This is a genomic window from Arthrobacter sp. B1805, assembly GCF_002929745.1.
Taxonomy (GTDB): Bacteria; Actinomycetota; Actinomycetes; order Actinomycetales; family Micrococcaceae; genus Arthrobacter_D.
On record NZ_PJIQ01000005.1, the window covers coordinates 218,422 to 239,113 of the forward strand.

Consider the following 20,692-nt stretch of genomic DNA (forward strand, 5'->3'; position numbering starts at 1 on the left):
CTACTTCAGGAAGTCGGGCACGTCGAGGTCGTCGGAACGTCCGGCCGAGAGGTCGGGCTCCACGATCGCGGGCAGGTCGACGTCGAAGCCCGAGTCGGCAGGCACGGTCTGGACACTCTGTGCCCGCTGCTGGGACCAGGCGCCGAGGCCGGCGCTGGCTGCACCGGCGGCACGCTGCTGGTTCCCGCCGACGCTCGGCGCGACGGCAGGCCGTGCCGCCGGAGCGGCTGCGGGCTGCGAAGTCGCATCGACCTGGTCGAAGCCGGCCGCGATGACCGTGACGCGCGCCTCGTCGCCGAGGGCGTCGTCGATGACCGCACCGAAGATGATGTTCGCCTCCGGGTGCGCGACCTCCTGCACGAGGCGAGCTGCCTCGTTGATCTCGAAGAGACCGAGATCGGAGCCACCCTGGATCGAGAGCAGGACACCGTGCGCCCCGTCGATGGACGCCTCGAGCAGCGGCGACGCGATGGCGAGTTCGGCAGCCTTGACGGCGCGGTCCTCGCCGCGAGCGGAGCCGATGCCCATGAGAGCGGAGCCTGCGCCCTGCATGACCGACTTCACGTCGGCGAAGTCGAGGTTGATCAGGCCCGGAGTCGTGATGAGGTCGGTGATGCCCTGAACGCCGGAGAGCAGCACCTGATCCGCCGAGCGGAAGGCATCGAGCATCGAGACGTTGCGGTCGCTGATGGACAGCAGGCGGTCGTTCGGAATGACGATCAGGGTGTCGACCTCTTCGCGGAGGGTATCGATGCCACTTTCGGCCTGGTTCGACCGACGGCGTCCCTCGAAGGTGAACGGCCGGGTCACGACGCCGATCGTGAGGGCGCCGAGGGAGCGGGCGATCCGGGCGACGACGGGAGCGCCACCGGTACCGGTGCCACCACCCTCACCCGCCGTGACGAAGACCATGTCGGCCCCGCGGATGACCTCCTCGATCTCCTCCGAGTGGTCCTCGGCCGCGCGGCGGCCGACCTCGGGGTCCGCCCCAGCACCGAGCCCGCGGGTGAGTTCGCGTCCGACGTCGAGCTTGACGTCGGCGTCACTCATCAGCAGCGCCTGGGCATCCGTGTTGATGGCAATGAACTCCACGCCACGGAGCCCGACCTCGATCATGCGGTTGACGGCGTTGACGCCGCCGCCGCCGATGCCGACGACCTTGATGACGGCCAAGTAATTCTGAGGTGCTGCCACGTCCTGTGTCCCTTGTTCGAATCTGTGTGCTGTACGGGGGCTGCCGATGGTCCGGCTTCGATCTTCACCTGAAGGAAACATTAACGTTCAGGTTGAGAGTTAACGTTATGTCAAGTAACTTCTATGGTTGACGCTAGGTGCATGCGTACCGCGTTGCAATGACCGGGCGCCGCGTGTCGGGCATGTCGCCCGCCTAGCCCGCGTCACCCCGGTCGCTCCAGAACACGCCGAGACCGGCGATGGCCGCTCCGCCGCAGCGAAGCTCATCGTGTCACCGGGCGGTCGGGAGTGCTGACATCGAATTCCTTGACCGGCGGATCGGTCGCCGGAATCGCCAGCATCGCCTCCAGCACCTCGGCTTTCCGCGCACTCCGCTCCGCGCTCCCCCAAAAGATCTTCTGGTCACCCGAGAGTGACAGCTGGATCGAGTCGACGCTCGACGCCGAGGCGTGGACCAGGCGGGACAGGACGGGGGCGGGCAGTTCGGCCAGCACCGAGGTGATCGAGGAGAACACCTCGGAGTTGACCGCGTTGGTCCCGCCGTCGATCAGCGGCAGCTTGACCTGGTCGCGCTGCGCCACGACGGCGAGCTGCCTGCCTTCGGAGTCGATGAGAACGAACTCCTCACCATTCTGCAGCACCGCGACGGGAACCCGTTCCCGGACCGTGACCACGAGGGTCGAGGGCGGCTCGGCGGCGATCTGCACGTCCTCGATGGGCGCCTTGTCCGCCAGCAGCCCGCGGACTTGATCGGGCGAGATACGGGTGAGCGACGTCCCCATGAGGGGAGCGAGTGCCGCATCCACCTCCGGCGTGGCGACGAGCGAGTTCCCTTCGACGACGACTGTCCGCAGCGCGAGGGCCGGCGAGAACACCGCATACGCCATGACGCCACCGAGGACCAGGACCACCGCACTGATCCAGAGGATGGCGTTCCGCACTCGATGGGACCGACGGGGAGTCGGGAAGTCGAGGACCTTGCCCGACGCCGCGACCTCCGGCCGTTCGAGCAGCGTCACCTTGCCGGTCGTCGCGCCCGGTGTGGCGCGTGGCCGGGAAGGAGGCTTCCTCTGCGTCATTCCTCGGCCTCCGGCGACCGGCGCCCCGGAACGCGGTCCCTGAGGAGGCCGACGAGCGGCACCCCGTACTGCGTGACGTCGCCGGCGCCGATCGTGAGGATGATGTCTCCCGGGCGTGCGTGGCCGGTGACCACGCGGAGTGCCTCGAGGGCATCGTCGACATATGCCATGTCCTCACCGCGCATGAGATCGGTGATCGTCCAGCCCCCGACGTCGTCCACCGGGTCCTCCCGTGCCGCGTAGACCGGGAGCACGGTTGCGGTGTCCGCCAGCGACAGTGCCTCGGCGAACCCCGCGGCGAATTCCCGCGTGCGGGAGAAGAGGTGCGGCTGGAACAGGACGTGCACGCGGTGCTCGCCCGCCACCGTGCGCGCGGCCGTCAACGCGGCGTGGACCTCCGTCGGGTGGTGGGCGTAGTCGTCGAAGACCCGTACGCCGTCGCCCTCCCCCCGCGCTTCGAACCGGCGGGCGGCTCCGGAGAACAGCGCCAGCCCCGCGGCCGCGACCGCCGGATCCACGCCGAGTTCGAGCGCGACGGTGAACGCCGCTGCTGCATTCAGGATGTTGTGTCGTCCGGGAACGCTCAGCTGCAGCTCCTGCTGGGCGTCCAGGCCGTCGACCGCGAAGGACAGCACGCTGTTGGTGGTGCTGCCGACGGATCTCGTGCCGCTGATCCTGATGTCGGCCGCCCCCGAATAGCCGTAGGTGCGCACCCGGCGGGATTCCGGCGCGCTTGCGCCGAGCGCGGCTGAACCGGGGTCGTCGGCGCACGCCACCAGGAGGCCGTCATCCGGCAGCGTCTCCGCGAAGCGACGGAAGGCGGCGTGGACGGCGTCGGCGCTTCCGTAGTGGTCGAGGTGGTCCGCTTCCGCGTTGGTGACGACGGCGATCCGGGGCGCGTAGTTGAGGAAGGAGCCATCGGACTCGTCCGCTTCCGCGACAAAGATGTCTCCGCCTGTCCATTCGGCACTGACGCCGAGGGCTGCGACGTCGCCGCCAATGGCGAATGAGGGGTTACGCCCGGCTTCGCGCAGCAGGACGGTGATCATCGCCGTCGTCGTGGTCTTGCCGTGCGTTCCGGCGACGGCGACGGCCTGCTGTCCGGTCATCGCCGCGGCGAGTGCTTGCGACCGGTGCAGGATGGGCAGCCCGCGGCGCCGCGCCTCGACCAGTTCCGGATTCGCCTCGCGGATGGCCGAGGAGACGACGACGGTCCCGGCACCGACGACGGCAGCAGCCTCGTGCCCCACATGGACATCGGCCCCGAGCGCAGCCAGAGCGCGAAGGCCCTTCGACTCGGCGGCATCGGATCCGGACACTGTCAGTCCCTGTCCGATGAGCACGCGCGCGACGGCCGACATGCCTGCACCGCCCAGTCCGATGAAGTGCACGGGTTCGCGCAGTCCGGCCGCGACGGCCGGCGCTGTGGTGATCGTTGTGATGGTGTTGCCTTTCGTCGTCTCCACTGCAGGGCGCTCCCCTGGTGCGTCGACCGCCCCGGCCGCAGCTGCGTCGTCGGTGCTCATCGCGTCCCTCCGGCCGCGGCCAGGACGAGCTCGGCCATGTGCCGATCGGCGTCCCGCACGCCCTGCGCGTAGGACGCCGAGGACATCGCGTCGAGCCGGGCGGTGTCCGTCACCAGCGTCAGGACGTTCTCGCGGATCCACTCCGGCGTGAAAGCCTCGTCCTCGACCAGGACGGCCCCGCCGGCAGCGACCAGCCCTGCGGCGTTCAGCCGCTGCTCGCCGTTGCCGTGGGGCAGCGGCACGAGCACTGCCGGAAGGCCAACCGCACTGATCTCGCTCACCGTTGCTGCGCCGGCTCGGGCGACGAGCAGGTCGGCGGCGGCGTAGACGTTCTCCATGCCGTCGACGAACTCGACCTGGTGGTATCCGGGCACCCCAAGCGGGGCGCCGTCATTCCCGAGCACCTGCTTGCCCCGTCCCGTGATGTGGAGTACCTGGACGCCGGCGGCGGTGAGCTCCGGGACCGCAGAGGCGAGCGACCGGTTGAGGCTCACCGCACCGGAGGATCCGCCGGTCACGATCAGGGTGGCCCGGTCCGGATCCAGCCCGAGCGAGGCACGGGCACTCCTGCGGTTCGCTCTCCGGTCGAGGTCGGCGATGCTCCTGCGCATGGGCATGCCGACCAGCACGGCATCCCGGAGCCCTGTCCCCTCGAAGGCGACGGCCACCCGCGCAGCGAGACGGGCACCCACCCTGTTGGCGATACCGGGGCGGGCATTCGCCTCATGGATGACGACGGGCACTCGCAGCGTCCACGCCGCGAGGTAGACGGGTGTCGATACGTAGCCGCCCACGCCGACGACGACGTCGGCTGTGGCATCCGCTACGATCGCCCTCGCCTGGCGGACGGCGCGGACGAGGCGCACCGGAAGCTTGACGAGGTCGATGGACGGGCGCCGCGGCATCGGCACACGATCGATGGTCCGCAGGTCGAAGCCCGCGGCGGGAACGAGCCGTGTCTCCATACCGGCCTCGGTTCCGACGGCGGTGATCCGGGCGCGCGGCTGCCGCTCGACGACTGCTCCGGCGATCGCGAGCAGGGGGCTGATGTGGCCGGCCGTTCCGCCGCCGGCCAGGAGGACCGACACCGTGCGCTCAGGGGTGGGGGGCTGTGTCATGAAAGTGCGTGATCTCTTCCGGAGGTGGTTGCTGGTGAGGACGTTGAGGAGGTGCCCGGCGCCGGGAGCGGAGGGTGAGGTGTCTTCCTTGCGAAGGACAGCAGGACGCCCACGGCGGCGAGCGTGAAGGTCAGCGCGGAGCCGCCGTAGGAAATGAAGGGCAGCGGCACGCCGATCACGGGGAGCAGGCCCGTGACCATCCCGATGTTCACGAAGGCCTGACCGATCAGCCAGACGAGGATCGAGCCCATGAGGATCCGCACGAACGGATCGGTGTAGCGCAGGGCGACCCGGATTGTCGCGACGGCGAGGATGCCGAACAGGACCACGACGACGAGGGTTCCGATGAGCCCGAACTCCTCGCCGATGATGGCGAAGATGAAGTCGTTGTGGGCTTCCGGGATCCAGTTCCATTTCTGCCGGCTCTGCCCGATCCCTACTCCGAACCAGCCGCCCGACGCCATGGCGAACAGCCCGTTGTCGGACTGCAGGCAGAGGTCCGCCCCGTCGTCGCAGTTCAGTCGCAGCCATGCGCTGATGCGACCACCCCGGTTGGAGCTCGTGGCCACCATCAGGAGGGAGCCGGCCACTGCTGCCGCGCCTGCGAGGGTGAACAGCTTGAGCGGCGCTCCGGCGAAGAACAACGCGGCACCGGCGATCATCATGAGCACGAGCCCCGTGCCGAGGTCTCCGCCGATCAGCACGAGCCCGATCGGCAACCCACCGAAGGGCAACGCCGGGATCATCGCGTGTTTCCAGTCCCGGATCAACGCTTTCTTCCGCTCGAGCACGGCCGCGAACCACAGGGCAAGGGCGAGCTTCGTCGGTTCGGACGGCTGGAACGTCTGGCTACCGATCCTGATCCAGTTCTTGTTGCCGTTGACCTCGATCCCGATAACGAGGACGAGAATCAGCAGCACGACGGCGATGGCCAGGCTGGGCCACGCGAGGAACTTGTAGGACCGGGGACCCAGCCGCGACAGCACGAGCATCAGGACGAGGCCTGCACTGGCCCAGACGGCCTGCTTCAGGAAGAGGTCGAAGGTGTCCTTCCCGTCCGAGATCGCCTCGACCGACGACGCCGAGAGCACCATCATGAGCCCGATGGCGGTCAGCGCGAGGGCAGAGCCGAGGATCAGGTAGTAGCTGGATCCGGAAGGGGCGTGGGCAGAGCCCTCGAGGAATACCCAGGCCCGGCGCAGGCGTCCTCGGATCCCCTTGGCCGGTTGTCCGCCTTCGCCCGCACCACGCTCCGCGGCCGGGTCCGCCACTGCTGCGGATTGCTTGGCGAGGCCCTTCGCAGTGCCCGCCGTAGCCTGCGCGGGAACCCCGGGCGAAGTGGCCTGCCGCACCCCTTCCTTGGCCCGGACTGGCCGGACGGAGGGCTTGCGTCCTCCCGGACGGGTCGGCGTGGCCACCATCAAGACTCCTTCGCGGTTGTCCCCTGTCCGCCACGTGCATGGACGGCCGCCATGAAGGCGGCTCCCCGGTGCGCATAGGAGGAGAACTGATCCATCGATGCAGCGGCCGGCGCCATCAACACCGTGTCGCCGTCCTGCGCGAGGCGCGCTGCTTCGGTGACGGCCCACTGCATCAGGGTGGCGCCGGTCGCCGGGTCGGGGGACCCGCCGTCGTACCCCTGTCCAGTGTGAAGGCTCGGGTGGAGGGAGACGGGAACCTCGGGAGCGTGTCGGCTCAGAGCACTCTCGAGCGGCGCCGGATCCGCACCGAGGAGGACGACCGCCCGGAGCCGCTTGGCGTGTTCCCGCACGAGGTCGTCGTAGGAGACGCCCTTGGACAGGCCTCCCGCGATCCAGACCACGGACTGGAACGAGGCCAGGGAGGCCGAGGCGGCGTGGGGGTTGGTGGCCTTCGAATCGTTGATCCAGAGCACTCCGTGCTCATTGGCGACCACCTGGATACGGTGCTCGCCCGGCTGGTAGGCCCGGATGCCGTCGCGAACCGCTGAGGTCGGAAGTCCGGCAGCGCGCACGAGCGCCGCAGCGGCCAGTGCGTTGGCAACCAGGTGCCGCGGCACGACGTCGCCCAACTCGCTGATCGACGCCAGCTCGGCGGCCGAGTCCTTGCGCTGCTCGATGAACGCACGGTCCACCAGCAGATCCTCGACGACACCCATCATGCTGATCGAGGGCATTCCCGTCGTGAATCCGACGGCCCTGCACCCCTCGATGACGTCGGCATCCTCGACCATCGTCTCCGTCTCGCGCTGTTCCACGTTGTAGATGCAGGCGATCCTCGTCCGGTCGTAGACCGATGCCTTCGCCGCGCGGTAGGCCTCGTAGCTGCCGTGCCAGTCGACGTGGTCCTCGGCGAGGTTGAGGCAGACGCTCGCGAGCGGGGACACCGAGTGCGCCCAGTGGAGCTGGAAGCTGGACAGTTCTACCGCGAGGAACTCGTACCCCTGCGGGTCCCGGATCACGTCGAGGATCGGCGTGCCGACATTGCCTGCCGCGATCGCGCGCTTCCCGCCGGCGAGGAGCATCGACTCCGTCAGGCCTACGGTCGTGGTCTTGCCGTTGGTCCCGGTGATCGTCAGCCACTCGGCGGTGCGACGGCCCTCGCGGATGCGGACACGCCAGGCCAGTTCGACGTCGCCCCAGATGGGCACGCCCGCACGCGCCGCGTCGGCGAGCAGCGACTGGGTGGGCCGCCACCCGGGCGAGGTCACCACGAGGTCGGCCGGCTGACCGTCGACGAGCGGCAGTTCGACGGTGTGCTCGGCACCGAGCAGCACCGCGCGGGCACCGACGATGCGCAGCGTGTCCGCCTTGGCTTCGTTCTCCGCGGTTGCTCCGCCGTCGACGACGACCACCACGGCACCGAGTTCGATCAGGGTGTCCGCGGCGGAGAAGCCCGACGCTCCGATGCCCGCGACGACGACCCGGAGGCCCGCCCAGTCGGCGTCCCACGTGGTGAGGCCCTTCAGCCGCGGGGTCTCCCAGCTCACGGCGGCGTCGGCAGCCACGTCAGAGGTCTCGTCTGTTCCGCTCATCCCACAACCCATTCCGCGTAGAAGATCCCGAGTGCCGTCGCCACGAACAGTCCGGCGAGGATCCAGAACCGGACGACCACCGTGACCTCCTGCCAGCCCTTGAGCTCGAAGTGGTGCTGCAACGGAGCCATCTTGAAGACGCGCTTGCCGCCCGACAACTTGAAGTAGCCCACCTGGATGATGACGGACAGCGTGATCATGACGAACAGGCCCGCCAGGATCACGAGGAGGAGTTCGGTCCGGGAGAGGATGGCGAAACCGGCGATCGCCCCGCCGATGGCGAGGGAACCCGTGTCACCCATGAAGATCTTCGCCGGGGACGTGTTCCACCACAGGAAGCCCACCAGCGCACCGCACATCGCCCCTGCGATGAGCGCGAGGTCCAGGGGATCGCGGACCTCGTAGCAGACACTTCCGGCACCGGGCGAACCACAGCTCTGGTTGCTCTGCCAGATCCCGATGAGCATGTAGGCGCCGAACACGAGGATGGATGCGCCCGCGGCGAGACCGTCGAGCCCGTCGGCGAGGTTCACGCCGTTGCTCGCTCCCGTGATGATCAGGTTGGACCAGATGACGAAGAGGATGGCACCGACGACCGTGCCCGCGAAGGCGAGGTCGAGCGGGGTGTCCCGGATGAAGGAGATCGCGGTGGAAGCCGGGGTCCTGCCCTGCTCGTTCGGGAACATCAGCGCGAGGACCCCGAAGGTCACGCCGACAGCAGACTGCCCGATGATCTTGGCGGGGGCACTCAGGCCGAGGCTGCGCTGCTTCGAGATCTTGATGTAGTCGTCGGCGAAGCCGACCAGGCCCATGCCGGCGGCCAGGAACAGCAGCAGCAGGCCGGAGGCGGTGGGGCCTCCGACCGGGGAACCGACCGCCACCATCAGCAGGTGCGTCAGGAAGTAGGCCAGCAGGACCGACGCGACGATCACGGCTCCACCCATCGTCGGCGTACCGCGCTTGGTGTGGTGCGCCGTCGGACCGTCGTCCCGGATGAACTGGCCGTAGCTCTTGCGCACCAGGAGCCTGATGAACAGTGGCGTGCCCACGAAGGCGAAGATGAGCGCTGAGGCCGATCCTATGAGGAGTGCTATCACGGCTGCTGGGCCTTTCCGGAAGCGCCAGCTTCATGGGAGCGGTGGGGTTGGTCGGTGGAGGGCGCGGCTGCCGGGACGGCTTGGGCGATCCGGTCTCCCAGGAAGCGCAGTCCCGCTCCGTTGGAGGACTTGAAGAGCACGAGGTCCCCCGGTTCCACTTCAGCGGAGAGCAGACGCTCCGCCGCTTCGACGTCATCGACGTGGACGGCCTCGCTGCCCCAAGAGCCCTCGAGCACGGCGCCGTTGTACAGCGCACGCGTGTTCGGCCCCACGCACACGAGCTTCGAGATGTTGAGCCGCACGACGACTCTCCCGAGGAGGTCGTGCTCCTCGATGGACCGGTCCCCCAGCTCCAGCATCTCCCCCAGGACCGCCCAGGTACGCCGCCGACCGCGACCGAGTTCCGCCAGAGTGCGGAGTGCCGCCCGCATGGATTCGGGATTGGCGTTGTAGGCGTCGTTGATGACCGTGACGCCGTCGGCCCGCTCGGTCCGCTCCATGCGCCAGCGGCTCGCGGCCGCCTGGCTCCGCAGACCCGCGACGATGAGCTCCGGGGGGCAACCGACCTCGTAGGCCGCCGTTGCCGCAGCGAGCAGGTTCGCGGTGTGGTGCAGGCCGAGCAGCGGCGAGACGACGTCGTGCTCGCTGCCGTCGGGAAAGACCAGCGTGAAGGACGGATTGCCCTCCGGGGTCGTCGTGCTGTTGCGTGCGCGCACGACGTGCCCGGTCGCGGAGAAGTCCTCGGACGACGTGAAGAACACCGTTGTCGCGCGGGTGCGCTCCTGCATGGCGAGCACCCGTTCGTCATCGGCGTTGATGATCGCGGTCCCGGATGGGCCGAGCGCCTCGAACAGTTCGCCCTTCGCCCGGGCGATGTTCTCGACGCCTCCGAATTCCCCTGCATGGGCCGATCCCACGCCGAGTACCACGCCGACGTCCGGTTGCACGAGCGAGGCGAGGTATGCGATGTGGCCGGGCTTCGTCGCGCCCATCTCGATCACGAGGTACCTCGTGTCCCATCCCGCCTCGAAGACGGTCAGCGGGACGCCGACCTCTCCGTTGTAGGAACCGCGCGGGGCGACGGTTGGAGCGTCGGCCGCGAGGATACCCGCCAGCAGGTCCTTGGTGGTGGTCTTGCCTGCCGACCCCGTGATGCCGATGACCGTGATGTCGCCGTGCGCACGCAGCCGACGCACCGCTTCGGCGGCGAGCTGACCCATTGCGAGGACGGCATCGGGCACGATGACGGCGGGGAACGGGCCGTCCGGACCGGCCACCGCGCGCTGCGCCAGGGCCAGGACGGCACCGCGCTCGAACGCCGATGCGATGAACAGGTGTCCGTCCGACTCCTCTCCGGGTTTCGCGACGAACAGGGAACCGGGCACGCATTCGCGCGAATCGGTTGCTGCGGAGGTGACGGTGATGGCGGGACCGGTGGGGTCTGTACCGGTCAGGACACCCCCTGTGAGTGCCGCGATCTCGGCTGCGGTGAATTCAATCATGACGGTTCAGGACTCTATCCCGGAGGTGGAAAGCCCAGAGAATCCGTGCCTTGTCAACGCGGAGCGCAGTTCCACGCGGTCGTCCAGGGACAGATTGACGCCCTTCACCTCCTGCCACACTTCGTGGCCGCGGCCCGCGATCACGATGGTGTCGGAAGGGGTCGCCAGCGCCACCGCACGATCGATCGCATCGGCGCGGGGGAACACCTCCAGCACCTGGCACGAGAGCCCCTCGTTCCGCACGGCGTCCCTGGCCCCCGCCAGCACGGCACTGCGGATGACGGCCTCGTCCTCATCGTGCGGGTCGTCGTCGGTCACGATGAGGACGTCCGAGAGCCGGGCTCCCACGGCGCCCATCACGGGGCGCTTGGACTCGTCACGCTGCCCGGTGGCCCCGAAGACGGCGATGACGCGTCCGGTGGGACGGCGGACCGAGGACAACGTGCGTTCCAGCGCGTCCGGGTTGTGCGCGAAGTCGACGATCGAGGCGGGCTCCTCGCCGATGAGCTGCATCCGGCCCGGCACCTCGGTGGTGAAGGGATCGTGCGCGTCGAGGGCACGCTGGATGTCCTCCAGGGCGACGCCTGATGCGAGGACCATGATCGTCGCGAGCGCCGCGTTCGAAATGTTGAACGATCCCGGCAGTCCGGTACGGACCCGGAGCCGCTCGCCCGAGCGGTTCTCCAGCACGAAGGCATTACCCAGCCCGCTCGGCTCGGCCGAGGTCACCACCCAGTCGGCGTCGACGGTGCCGCCGTCTCCCGAGCGGTCGGTGCGAAGCGTCAGCACGGGGACGTCCGCCGTGTCGGCGAGCTTCCGCCCCCACGGATCGTCGACCAGCACGACGGCACTCCCGCACCGCTCGTGCGTGAACAGTGAAGCCTTGACCGCGAAGTAGTCCTCCATCGTCCCGTGGAGGTCGAGGTGGTCCTGCGTCAGGTTCGTGAAGCCCGCGACGTCGAAGCGCACTCCGTCCACGCGACCGAACTCCAGGGCGTGGGAGGAGACCTCCATCGACGCCGCGTCGAGCCCGCGCTCCCCCATCAGGGCGAGCAGGGAGTGGACCTGCGGGGACTCCGGCGTGGTCAGCAGACTGGGGATCGCTTCGTCACCCGCGCGGATCTCGATCGTGCCGATCAGTCCGGTGGTCCTGCCGAGCGCTTCGAGCAGCGCGTTGAGGAAGTAGGTGGACGTGGTCTTCCCGTTCGTCCCCGTGATGCCGAAGAGCGTCGGCGCGGAGCCCTGCTGCCGGCTTCGGAAGACCTCGCGCGCGAGTGGCCCGACGGCCCGCCGCGGATCGGTTACGACGACGACCGGAGGCAGGTCGATGCCGGCGGCAGCGGCCGAGCGAGCCGCGATGGCTGCTCCTGCCTCATCCGTCATGATCGCCGATGCACCGCTGAGGACGGCCTGCGCCGCGAACTCGGCGCCGTGGCGCGACGCTCCCGGAAGGGCTGCGTAGACATCCCCCGGAAGGACGGACCGGGAGTCGAGCGTGACGCCGCTGACCGTCGGCAGCGAATCGGCGTCAGGTGTGGCTGCGAGGGGGCCGAGGACCGCCAAAGCGGTCGACAGGCTGATCGGGCGCGGAACTCGCGGCCGCATCAGGGAAGCGTTGCTCCCCTGCGGAATGTTCAATTGCACGGTGCTGTGGCCTCCGGGTCAGAATTCGACCGGGTAGATGTCCGGTTGCGTTGTCGATGCCGGGACGTTCCTGGAGTTGAGGACCTGCTTCATGACCTTCTGGAAGGACTCGCCCGGGATGAGGTAGTACAGGTCGCCCTGGGGCTTCTGGAGCGTGATGACGACGACGTACTGGGGATCCTCGATCGGCGCGATGCCGGCATAGGAGAGAGTGTAGCCGTCGTAACCGCCGGTCGCGCTCGGCGCCTCGGCCGTGCCGGTCTTCGACCCCACCCGGTACTGCTCCAGTTCGCCCGACTTCCCGGAGCCCTCCTCCGTCACCGTCTCGAGCATCTTGCGCATCGTGAGGGCTGTCTCCTCGGAGAGGACCCTCGTGCCCTCGTCCTCGGGCACGACGTGTTCGGTACCGTCCGGGTCGATGTACGCGTCGATCAGCCGTGGCTGCAGCCGAACGCCGTCGTTGGCGAGGGTCTGGTACACCATCGCGGTGTGCAGGGCAGTCTGCGTCAGGCCCTGACCGAAGAGGACGGTGTATTGCTGCCGGTCGTCCCAGTTGTCGGGGGTCGTGAGGAGGCCCTGGTTCTCCTCGTTGAGTCCGGTTCCGAGGGGCTCGCCGATCCCGAACTTCTTCAGCCAGTCGTAACGCTCCTGCTTCGTCAGCTTCTCACCGATCTGCACCGTCCCGGTGTTCATCGACTTCGCCAGGATGCCGGCGGTCGTGCGCTTCTCCGTGCCGTGCTCGAAGGCATCCTTGAACGTCTGGGCGCCGACCGTGTACCGGTTCTCGAGGGTGAATTGCGAGGTGGGTTCGATCAGCCCCTCTTCCAGAGCTGCCGCCATGGTGATCACTTTCGTCGTCGAGCCCGGCTCGAAGGAGGCGCTCACCGAGTTGGGCGTGCGCTTCTCCGGCGGGGTCGCTCCCGGATCATTCGGGTCCGGGGTCGTCGATTCGGCCATCGCCCGGATCGCGCCGGTCTTCGCCTCGACGACGACGATGTTGCCCCACTCGGCGTTGTAGTCCTCGACCTGCGAGGCGATGGTCTGCTGGGCGAACCACTGCAGGTCCTGGTCGATCGTGAGCCTGACGTTCTGGCCGTCGACGGCGGGATCGTCCTCGTTCGTGGCGTAGGGGATACGGATGCCGTCTCCGCCGATCTCGAACGTCCGGCTGCCAGGGGTGCCTTCCAGGGCGTCGTTGAGCGAGTACTCGAGGCCCTCCTGCGGCTTGCCGTTCTCGGACACGAAGCCGATGATCGACCCGGCGACGGGACCCGCGGGATAGGTCCGTACGCTCGTCTTGTCGGCGTAGACGCCCGGTATACCGACCGCGAGAGCCCGGTTCTTGACCTCCGGCGTCACCGATCTCGCGACGTAGTTGAAGGGCATGTCCCCCATGATCGAGGCCCTCAGCGTCTCCGCGTCGATGCCGAGGACCGCCGACAGCTCGTCGAGACCCTGATCGATGGGGACGCCGGTCTCGCGCTGGTCGGAATCGGGGATGGTCCTGGTGAAATCGTCCACGGCGCTCAGACGCTGGTCGACGACGATGTCGTAGCGTTCCACGCTGCGGGCGAAGTACTTGCCGTTCATGTCGACGATCGACCCGCGGATGGGCTGCACCGCGGTATTGGTGAGCCGCTTCGACAAGCCGGTCTGCGCCATCCCGTTCAGGTCGAGTGCCTGCAACTGGAACAGCCGCACTCCCAGCACCAGGAGCAGCACGAGGACGAAGGCGAGCCCCACGCGGAGCCGCGTCGACCCGAGGGCCAGTCGGAGGCTGTCCGGGCTACCGGTGCGTGCAGGGGTCACGAGCAATCCTTGTCGGTCGGTACGTGCAGTGCGAGGAGCGGCGGACGCGGACCCCGCTACCGGTCGGAGCCGAGCTGCAGGGGCGCCGGGATGGTTCCGGCGACATCGCTGCCGTCGTAGCTCTCGACGGCCGGGAGCTCACCGACTGTGGCAGCACCCTCCACCGGTCCGATCGCCTGGACTGGCGCGGGCTCCTCAGCGACAGGATCCGACGGCGCCTCGACCACCGCCGGAGCCGGAGCCGGCTGCACGGCGAGGTTCGGCGCGGCGATCAGCACCTCCGGCTCTGGGCCTTCCTTCGCGGGTTCAGGAGTGCCCGTCACCGTCTTCGAATCTAGCTCAACAGTTCCGAAGGTCGGGGAGGACACCATGCCGAGTTCCGTCGCTGCCGCCGCAAGGTTCTGGGGCGTCTCCCTGCTCTCGATCTCGAGGACCAGTGCCTCGTTCTGCTGACTCAGCGCGACCTGCTGGTTCCGGAGCTGCACGAGGTCGTACTGCGTGCCGGAGACGGAGATGTTGAGCATGAGGACGGCGGTCAGCGCCGCACCCAGCACAAGCAGGCTGAACACCGCGAAGGGCACCCTCCGGCGTGCAGGTGGGGCCGGGACGACCGACAGGGGTGTCCGCGGCTTCTGGGCGACGTCCGGCGCTCCCCCGCTGAGCCTGCCGCGAGCGACGGCGAGAGCACCGTTGTCGGAGTAGGCGGCAGCGGTGTGTGGCTTCTCAACAGTCAATGCCTGGCTCATCTGCTGTTCCTGTCGACTGGTCCTGCTTTGATTCGTTCCACGGCTCGGAGTTTGGCTGAAGCCGCACGGGGGTTCTCCTCGATCTCGGCCCCAGTAGGTGCCTCGGTGCCGCGGGTCAGCGAACGGAGGTAGGCCTTGTGCTGCTCGAGTTCCACGGGGAAGCCGACGGGCGCCGACGATTTCGTACCGGCAGAGAAGGCGCTCTTGACGATGCGGTCCTCGAGCGAGTGGTAGGACATGGCGACGATGCGGCCACCGGTCAGGATCGCGTCCACGGCTGCGGGAATCGCGCGCTCGAGGACGGACAGCTCCTCGTTGACCTCGATGCGCAGAGCCTGGAAGGTGCGCTTCGCCGGGTGTCCTCCGGTGCGCGCGGCGGATGCGGGCACCACCGCTCGGATCACCTCGACGAGCTGCGACGTCGTCCGGAACGGTTCTGCTGCCCGGGCCTGGACGATGGCCGTCGCGATCCGCCCGGCGAACTTCTCCTCGCCCCAGGAACGGATGATGCGCAGCAGGTCCTCGGCGGAGTAGGTGTTGACGACCTCGGCCGCCGTGATGCCCCTGCTGGTATCCATCCGCATATCGAGCGGCGCATCGTAGGAGTAGGCGAAACCCCGGTCGCGCTCGTCCAACTGCAGGGAGGAGACGCCCAGGTCGAACAGGACGCCGTCCACTCCGTCGATCCCGAGGTCGGCCAGGACCTCGGGCAGTTCGTCGTAGACGGCGTGCACGAGGTCGGTGCGGTCGGCGAAGGGCTCGAGCCGCTCCCCGGCGAGGTCGAGCGCTTCGGTGTCGCGATCGATGCCGACGAGGTGGGCGGTCGGGAAGCGCCGGAGCATCGCCTCCGAGTGCCCGCCCATGCCGAGGGTGGCGTCGACGACGACGGGGCGGCGTTCTGCCGCTTCGGCGGAGGCGACCGAGGGAGCGATGAGGGAGACGCAGCGGTCGCGGAGGACGGGGATGTGTCGCTCGTCCGTCGGCCGGTCACCGCTCATGCGTCCTCTCCTTCCTGCAGCTGTTCGTCCATCGTCTCGGTGTGGTCTGCAGGCTGCCGGAAGGAGGCGCCGCCCTCTTGAATCAGACCCCCATCCGGCCGGATGGTCGTCGCCTGGCTCCGGGGAAGTGAAGCCAGGTGGCGATCCATGTCCGGCGGCTGGAGATCTCATCCAAGGGATGGTGCCGTCCGCGTTGTGATTGCTGCGTCCTGGTCCTGCTGGTCCTGCTGGTGCTGCCTGTCCTGCTGCTCGGATCAGATGATGCCCGGGAAGGCATCCTCATCCGTTTCGGAGAAGGCGGTCTCCTTCTCCGAGAGGTAGGACTCCCAAGCCTCCGCCGCCCAGATCTCCGCTCGACTTCCTGCGCCGATGACCGCGAGGTCCCGGTCCAGTCCGGCGTACGTCCTGAGTGCAGCTGGGATGGTTATCCTGCCCTGCTTGTCCGGCACCTCGTCCGAGGCCCCCGACAGGAAGATGCGGTTGTAGTCCCTCGCCTGGCGTGACGAGATGGGCGCCGCCCGCATCTGCTCGTGAACCCTTTCGAACTCACTCATGCTGAAGACGTAGATGCACCGCTCCTGGCCCCTCGTGAGGACCAGCCCCTCGCTCAGTTCCTCCCGGAACTTCGCAGGAAGGATGAGCCTGCCTTTCTCGTCGAGGCGCGGGGTGTGAGTTCCGAGGAACATCCCTGACCGCCTGTTCTGAGTCCGCCAAGCCCAGCTCGTTGCCGTCTTGCTCTTATATCCCCCACTTTACTCCACAAGTCTCCACCGTCAATGCTTCCGGGGTGTGGCGCGCCCCTCGTGGCCCCTCGAGAGGAAGAAGCGGCTCACGAGAATCCGCAGATTCCGGGCCCGCATCGACGGGGGGAGGGAAGTGGAGGACAAGTGGAGGGAAAGCGGCACGCCAGAGCTCGAAGTGGCTGTTCGACGCATTAAAAGGAGAAGAACCCGCCGTGGCGGGTTCTTCTCCATCGTGACGATCTCTTCGGTTACTGCGACCGACCGAAGAGGAGGATCAGACGCTGCCTCATGGGCAGCTCCTGCTATGTCTGGTCGCGCTTTCGCTCATCCCATTTGTCCTCGAGGCTCGACATGAAGCCGCTCTTGCCGCCCGAGGTCGCCTTCGTGGGCCTCCCGAGTGGCTGACCCGCTTCGACCTGCTTCGACTTCGTCGTTGCGAAGTAGACGCCGCCACCCATGATCAGGAATCCCGCTACCCCGATGAAGATGTTCTGGTACACGATGCCGGCAAGCAGAACGAGGATGCCGGCGATCGTGATGAGGGACCCGATGACCAGGCGCCTGGTCGACATCGACCTGCGAGTATCGGAAGCCATCGAGTGCGCGAACTTCGGATCGTCGGCGTGCAACTGCTGTTCAAGCTGATCAAGCAGCCTCTGCTCGTGTTCCGAGAGTGCCATGACCGCCTCCTTGATGTCGGTACCAACGTTCCTGCATCCAACTAACGTTCCGGACGCGGACCGGGTTCCCGGCAGAGGGAGCGACGACCTCGGGTTCCGGAAGGTGGATTGTGCGTGACGGACGGCAGCTGGGCTACCTGCTTCAAGACTAGTTTGCTACGGGGTGGGTGCAAAGTCACAATGCGGTGTTGATCGGGTGTGAGGGCGGTGCTATCCGCCCGTGATTTCCGCTCAATCACGCGGTTTTCGCGGCTCGACGGCAGGGGGACGCAGCCGCGCTCCTGGCACGTCCCGCTTCCCGGCCCGAAGCCGCGCCGGCTGCTCCCCCTCCGGCTGCTCGTCCTGTCCATCACGTGGTCCGTCCGTCGATTTCACACGCCCCCTCGGAATGAGCAGACCCGCCGGCACGACACCGGCCTCCCCGAATTTGCGGTTCACGTCGTCCAGCGCGCGCTCCGCTATCCTCCAGTTGTCGTCCCGCCGATCGATCGTCAGCTGTGTGGACCCGTCGCCGCCCGGCTCGAGCGATTCGGCGCGCAGGCCGATCAACCGGACGGCCATCGGCCGGTCCCCCAGCGCTGCCAGCAGCGCGGTGGCGGCACTGTAGAGGGCGTGAGCGCTGTCCACCGGCTCGTCCAGCTTCCGGGACCGCGTGAGAGTCGAGAAGTCGGCATAGCGGAGCTTCAGGGCTACCCCCCCGGCACGGTAGCCGGAGGACCGAAGACGCGTGGCGGTCCTGTGCGCGAGCCTCAGGAGTTCCCTGCGCAGCACGTCCGTATCGTCCACATCGCTCGAGAAGGTCTCTTCCGCACCGATGCTCTTCTCGGGCCTGGAGACCACCACGCGCCTCGGGTCCCGACCCCAGGCGAGGTGGTGTACGTGCTCCCCCGACGCTCCCAGCAGGCTCCGGAGGGTCGAGAGCGGCGTACGGGCGACATCTTCGACGGTTCGGATGCCGATGCGGGCCAGGACTTCCTGGGTCTTCGCTCCGACGCCCCACAGGGCGGACACCGGCAGGGTATGGAGGTAGGCGACCGTCTGGTCACCCGGGATGAGCAGGAGGCCGTCGGGCTTCGCCCTGGTCGACGCGATCTTCGCGACGAACTTGGTGCTGGCTGCCCCGACACTGGCCGTGATGCCGAGAGTGGAGCTGATCTCGGCACGGACCTGTTCCCCGATCTCGCGGGGGCCGCCGAGCCTGCGCATCGAACCGGCGACGTCGAGGAAGGCCTCATCGACACTCAGCTGCTCCACGTCGGGCGTCACGGAGCGGAAGATACCCATCACCCGGGCGGAGACCTCGGCGTAGCGCCGCTGGTGAGGAGGAAGGATCACGGCCGTCGGGCACTGACGCATCGCCACCGACATGGGCATCGCTGAGCGGACTCCGAACCGGCGAGCCTCATAGGAGGCCGAGAGTACGACGGACCGTCCGGACGGTGAGCCGACGATCACCGGGACACCGCGGAGGTGAGGATGATCCAGCAGTTCGACGGAGACGAAGAAGGCATCCATGTCGATATGCAGGATGTGGCACTCCGCATGCTCAACCGCCGTCGGGCGCTCGTCCTTTGACACGCAGTCATCGTACGCAGTGCCACTGACACGCGGGCGCGGCGTCCGGCGGAACGGCGGGCAGAGGGCGCACCGCCCTCCGGATAGAGTGGGATCACCACGACCAGCCGAGCTGCCCGGGAGATCCATGCTGTCCGCACCCGCCACCCCCGACCAGGGCGGCTCCACTCCCGAGACCATAGCGGCGGAGCAGGACCTGTTCCGGGCCGCACTCACGAGCAGTATCGACGACTTCCTCACGGACCAGCGGGATGTCCTCGCAGCCATTTCCGTCGAGTCGCTTCCCCTGATCACGAGCATCGCGGCCCTGACGAGCGGGGGCAAGCGGATGCGCGCCCTCCTGTGCTATTGGGGGTGGCGGGCGGCCGGCGGCTCACCGGCAGCACCTGCTCCCGTGATGGCGGGGACGGCCCTCGAGTTCTTCCAGGCGGCTGCCCTGATCCACGACGACATCATCGACCGTTCGGATACGCGGCGAGGACGCCCCAGTGTCCACCGGCAGTTCACGACACGGCACGCGGACGCGGGCTGGCACCTCGACCCCGAGCGCTTCGGCGTCTCGGCGGCGATCCTGGCGGGCGACCTCTGCCTCGCGTTCAGCGAGGAGCTGTTCACTGCGTCTTGCTCCGGTACGGGTGGTAGTGCGGCGAGGACGATCTTCAACCGCATGCGGACGGAGGTCATGGCGGGCCAGTACCTCGATCTCCTGGAGGAGGCTGTCGGCCCCGATCAGGCACCGGTGGTGGCTGAACAGCGCGCCCTGAACATCCTGCGCTTCAAGTCGGCGAAGTACTCGATGGAACGTCCACTCATGCTCGGCGGTGCTCTGGCGGGTGCGGACGGCGCCCTGCTGGCGGCCTACTCGGCCTTCGCGCTGCCCCTCGGAGAGGCGTTCCAGCTGCGCGACGACGTCCTGGGCGTGTTCGGCGATCCCGAGGTCACGGGGAAACCGGCGGGCGACGATCTCCGCGAGGGGAAGCGGACCTTCCTCATCGCGCGCGCCACCGGCGCGAGCGACGATCGGGCCTGTGCCGAGATCAATGCGATGCTGGGTGACACGGACATGGACGCCGGCGCTGTCGAGAGGCTGCGGTCGCTCATCACGGCCAGCGGCGCGCTGGCCCACACGGAACAGCTCATCGAGGAGAAGTCCGGGGAGGCGTTCGCCGCGCTGTCCACGCTGCCGGTCGATCCGGTCTCACGCCAGGCTTTGCAACTGCTCGCCGAGGCGGCCGTCACCCGCACGGCCTGACCGGACCACGCCGCCACCCGCACGGCCTGACCGGACCCACACCGAACCGGCCGGACAGCATCGGCAAGCAGACTGGAATGGTTCCCGGTACTGCGGCTCCTCCTACAGCCCGGGACGGTACCGGCTCAGGCACGTGCCTAAACGCCGCGCGGTTCGACCTGCGCAGCTACCAGGCGGCGGCTTGTGCCCGACGACGTATCTCGGTCTTCCGCCCCGCACGGAGAGCGTCGATCGGCCGGCCGGGTAGCGACTCGTCCTCGGTGTAGAGCCACCGGATGATGTCCTCGTCGCCGTAGCCCGAGTCCGCGAGGACCACGACGGTGCCCTTCAGACTGTCGAGCACCTCACCGTCCGCGAGGAACTCGGCGGGAACGCTCCTGATCTTCCGCTCACCGACCCTGACGCTCACCAGGGACCGTTCGCTGATCAGCGAATGCACCTTGGTGATGGGCAAGCCGAGAGTGGCGGCCACTTCGGGAAGATTGAGCCAGGCGGGAACGAGTTGTTCGAGTTCAGTCACCGTCCAAGGGTGCCACGGCTTCAGCACACAACTCCACTCGCGGGAGGTGCCGCCCGACCGCCCGGATCGAAGCGATCAGCGCAGGGACTCCCGGGCTGGAAACACCCGATGGGAGCGACACGCCGTAACCGGTCCTCCACCAATTTCGGGATCTCTTGTGCTAGCGACTTTTTCGTGTAAATTCACAGGAGTCACA

17 protein-coding genes are annotated in these 20,692 nt (G+C 68.1%); 1 reads left to right on the forward strand and 16 read right to left on the reverse strand.

From position 1 onward, the window contains the following. From ftsZ to dinB, 15 genes are all read right to left on the reverse strand, one after another. Entirely contained in the window at window positions 1-1,194 is a 1,194-nt protein-coding gene (gene ftsZ, locus CXQ96_RS07840; RefSeq protein WP_104117472.1) for a cell division protein FtsZ, read from the reverse strand. Window positions 1,195-1,457: 263 nt separating this feature from the next. Further along, window positions 1,458-2,273, reverse strand: coding sequence for a cell division protein FtsQ/DivIB (locus CXQ96_RS07845; protein ID WP_104117473.1), 816 nt, complete (start codon window positions 2,271-2,273; stop codon window positions 1,458-1,460). Then, window positions 2,270-3,634 (reverse strand): UDP-N-acetylmuramate--L-alanine ligase, encoded by a 1,365-nt coding sequence (gene murC, locus CXQ96_RS07850; protein ID WP_258058958.1) that lies wholly within the window; start codon window positions 3,632-3,634, stop codon window positions 2,270-2,272. The genes CXQ96_RS07845 and murC overlap by 4 nt, the downstream gene beginning before the upstream one ends. 161 nt (window positions 3,635-3,795) lie before the next feature. Further along, window positions 3,796-4,917, reverse strand: coding sequence for an undecaprenyldiphospho-muramoylpentapeptide beta-N-acetylglucosaminyltransferase (gene murG, locus CXQ96_RS07855; protein WP_104117475.1), 1,122 nt, complete (start codon window positions 4,915-4,917; stop codon window positions 3,796-3,798). Continuing rightward, window positions 4,914-6,338 carry a putative lipid II flippase FtsW gene (gene ftsW / locus CXQ96_RS07860; RefSeq protein ID WP_104117476.1) on the reverse strand — a complete coding sequence of 475 codons (1,425 nt, stop codon included), beginning with the start codon at window positions 6,336-6,338 and terminating at the stop codon, window positions 4,914-4,916. The genes murG and ftsW overlap by 4 nt, the downstream gene beginning before the upstream one ends. After that, entirely contained in the window at window positions 6,338-7,930 is a 1,593-nt protein-coding gene (gene murD / locus CXQ96_RS07865; protein WP_104117477.1) for a UDP-N-acetylmuramoyl-L-alanine--D-glutamate ligase, read from the reverse strand. The genes ftsW and murD overlap by 1 nt, the downstream gene beginning before the upstream one ends. Further along, entirely contained in the window at window positions 7,927-9,027 is a 1,101-nt protein-coding gene (gene mraY / locus CXQ96_RS07870; RefSeq protein ID WP_104117478.1) for a phospho-N-acetylmuramoyl-pentapeptide-transferase, read from the reverse strand. The genes murD and mraY overlap by 4 nt, the downstream gene beginning before the upstream one ends. After that, on the reverse strand, window positions 9,024-10,529 hold the full coding sequence (gene murF, locus CXQ96_RS07875; protein ID WP_104117479.1) for a UDP-N-acetylmuramoyl-tripeptide--D-alanyl-D-alanine ligase: 1,506 nt from the start codon (window positions 10,527-10,529) through the stop codon (window positions 9,024-9,026). The genes mraY and murF overlap by 4 nt, the downstream gene beginning before the upstream one ends. Window positions 10,530-10,535: 6 nt before the next feature. Beyond that, the gene (locus tag CXQ96_RS07880; protein ID WP_104117480.1) at window positions 10,536-12,134 is read right to left on the reverse strand and encodes a UDP-N-acetylmuramoyl-L-alanyl-D-glutamate--2,6-diaminopimelate ligase; all 1,599 of its coding nucleotides are present in this window, start codon (window positions 12,132-12,134) and stop codon (window positions 10,536-10,538) included. A gap of 57 nt (window positions 12,135-12,191) precedes the next feature. Next, a complete protein-coding gene (locus CXQ96_RS07885) occupies window positions 12,192-13,982 on the reverse strand; it encodes a penicillin-binding protein 2 (protein WP_104117481.1) in 1,791 nt (596 codons plus the stop codon). A gap of 56 nt (window positions 13,983-14,038) precedes the next feature. Then, on the reverse strand, window positions 14,039-14,728 hold the full coding sequence (locus tag CXQ96_RS07890) for a hypothetical protein (RefSeq protein ID WP_104117482.1): 690 nt from the start codon (window positions 14,726-14,728) through the stop codon (window positions 14,039-14,041). Next, on the reverse strand, window positions 14,725-15,726 hold the full coding sequence (gene rsmH / locus CXQ96_RS07895; protein ID WP_181036396.1) for a 16S rRNA (cytosine(1402)-N(4))-methyltransferase RsmH: 1,002 nt from the start codon (window positions 15,724-15,726) through the stop codon (window positions 14,725-14,727). The genes CXQ96_RS07890 and rsmH overlap by 4 nt, the downstream gene beginning before the upstream one ends. Window positions 15,727-15,980: 254 nt before the next feature. Then, window positions 15,981-16,412, reverse strand: a complete 432-nt coding sequence (gene mraZ / locus CXQ96_RS07900; RefSeq protein WP_104117484.1) for a division/cell wall cluster transcriptional repressor MraZ — start codon at window positions 16,410-16,412, stop codon at window positions 15,981-15,983. Window positions 16,413-16,771: 359 nt separating this feature from the next. After that, window positions 16,772-17,149: a DUF3040 domain-containing protein gene (locus CXQ96_RS07905; RefSeq protein ID WP_104117485.1), complete on the reverse strand. Its 378-nt coding sequence runs from the start codon at window positions 17,147-17,149 to the stop codon at window positions 16,772-16,774. A gap of 231 nt (window positions 17,150-17,380) precedes the next feature. Continuing rightward, on the reverse strand, window positions 17,381-18,727 hold the full coding sequence (gene dinB / locus CXQ96_RS07910) for a DNA polymerase IV (protein WP_258058943.1): 1,347 nt from the start codon (window positions 18,725-18,727) through the stop codon (window positions 17,381-17,383). Window positions 18,728-18,851: 124 nt separating this feature from the next. Here dinB and CXQ96_RS07915 point away from each other — a divergent pair, with 124 nt between their 5' ends. After that, window positions 18,852-19,976, forward strand: coding sequence for a polyprenyl synthetase family protein (locus CXQ96_RS07915; protein WP_104117487.1), 1,125 nt, complete (start codon window positions 18,852-18,854; stop codon window positions 19,974-19,976). Window positions 19,977-20,142: 166 nt separating this feature from the next. Here the strand turns inward: CXQ96_RS07915 and CXQ96_RS07920 are convergent, their stop codons facing one another. Next, complete coding sequence (locus CXQ96_RS07920; protein ID WP_104117547.1) at window positions 20,143-20,496, reverse strand: Rv2175c family DNA-binding protein; 354 nt, start codon at window positions 20,494-20,496, stop codon at window positions 20,143-20,145. Between the last annotated feature and the right edge of the window lie 196 nt (window positions 20,497-20,692).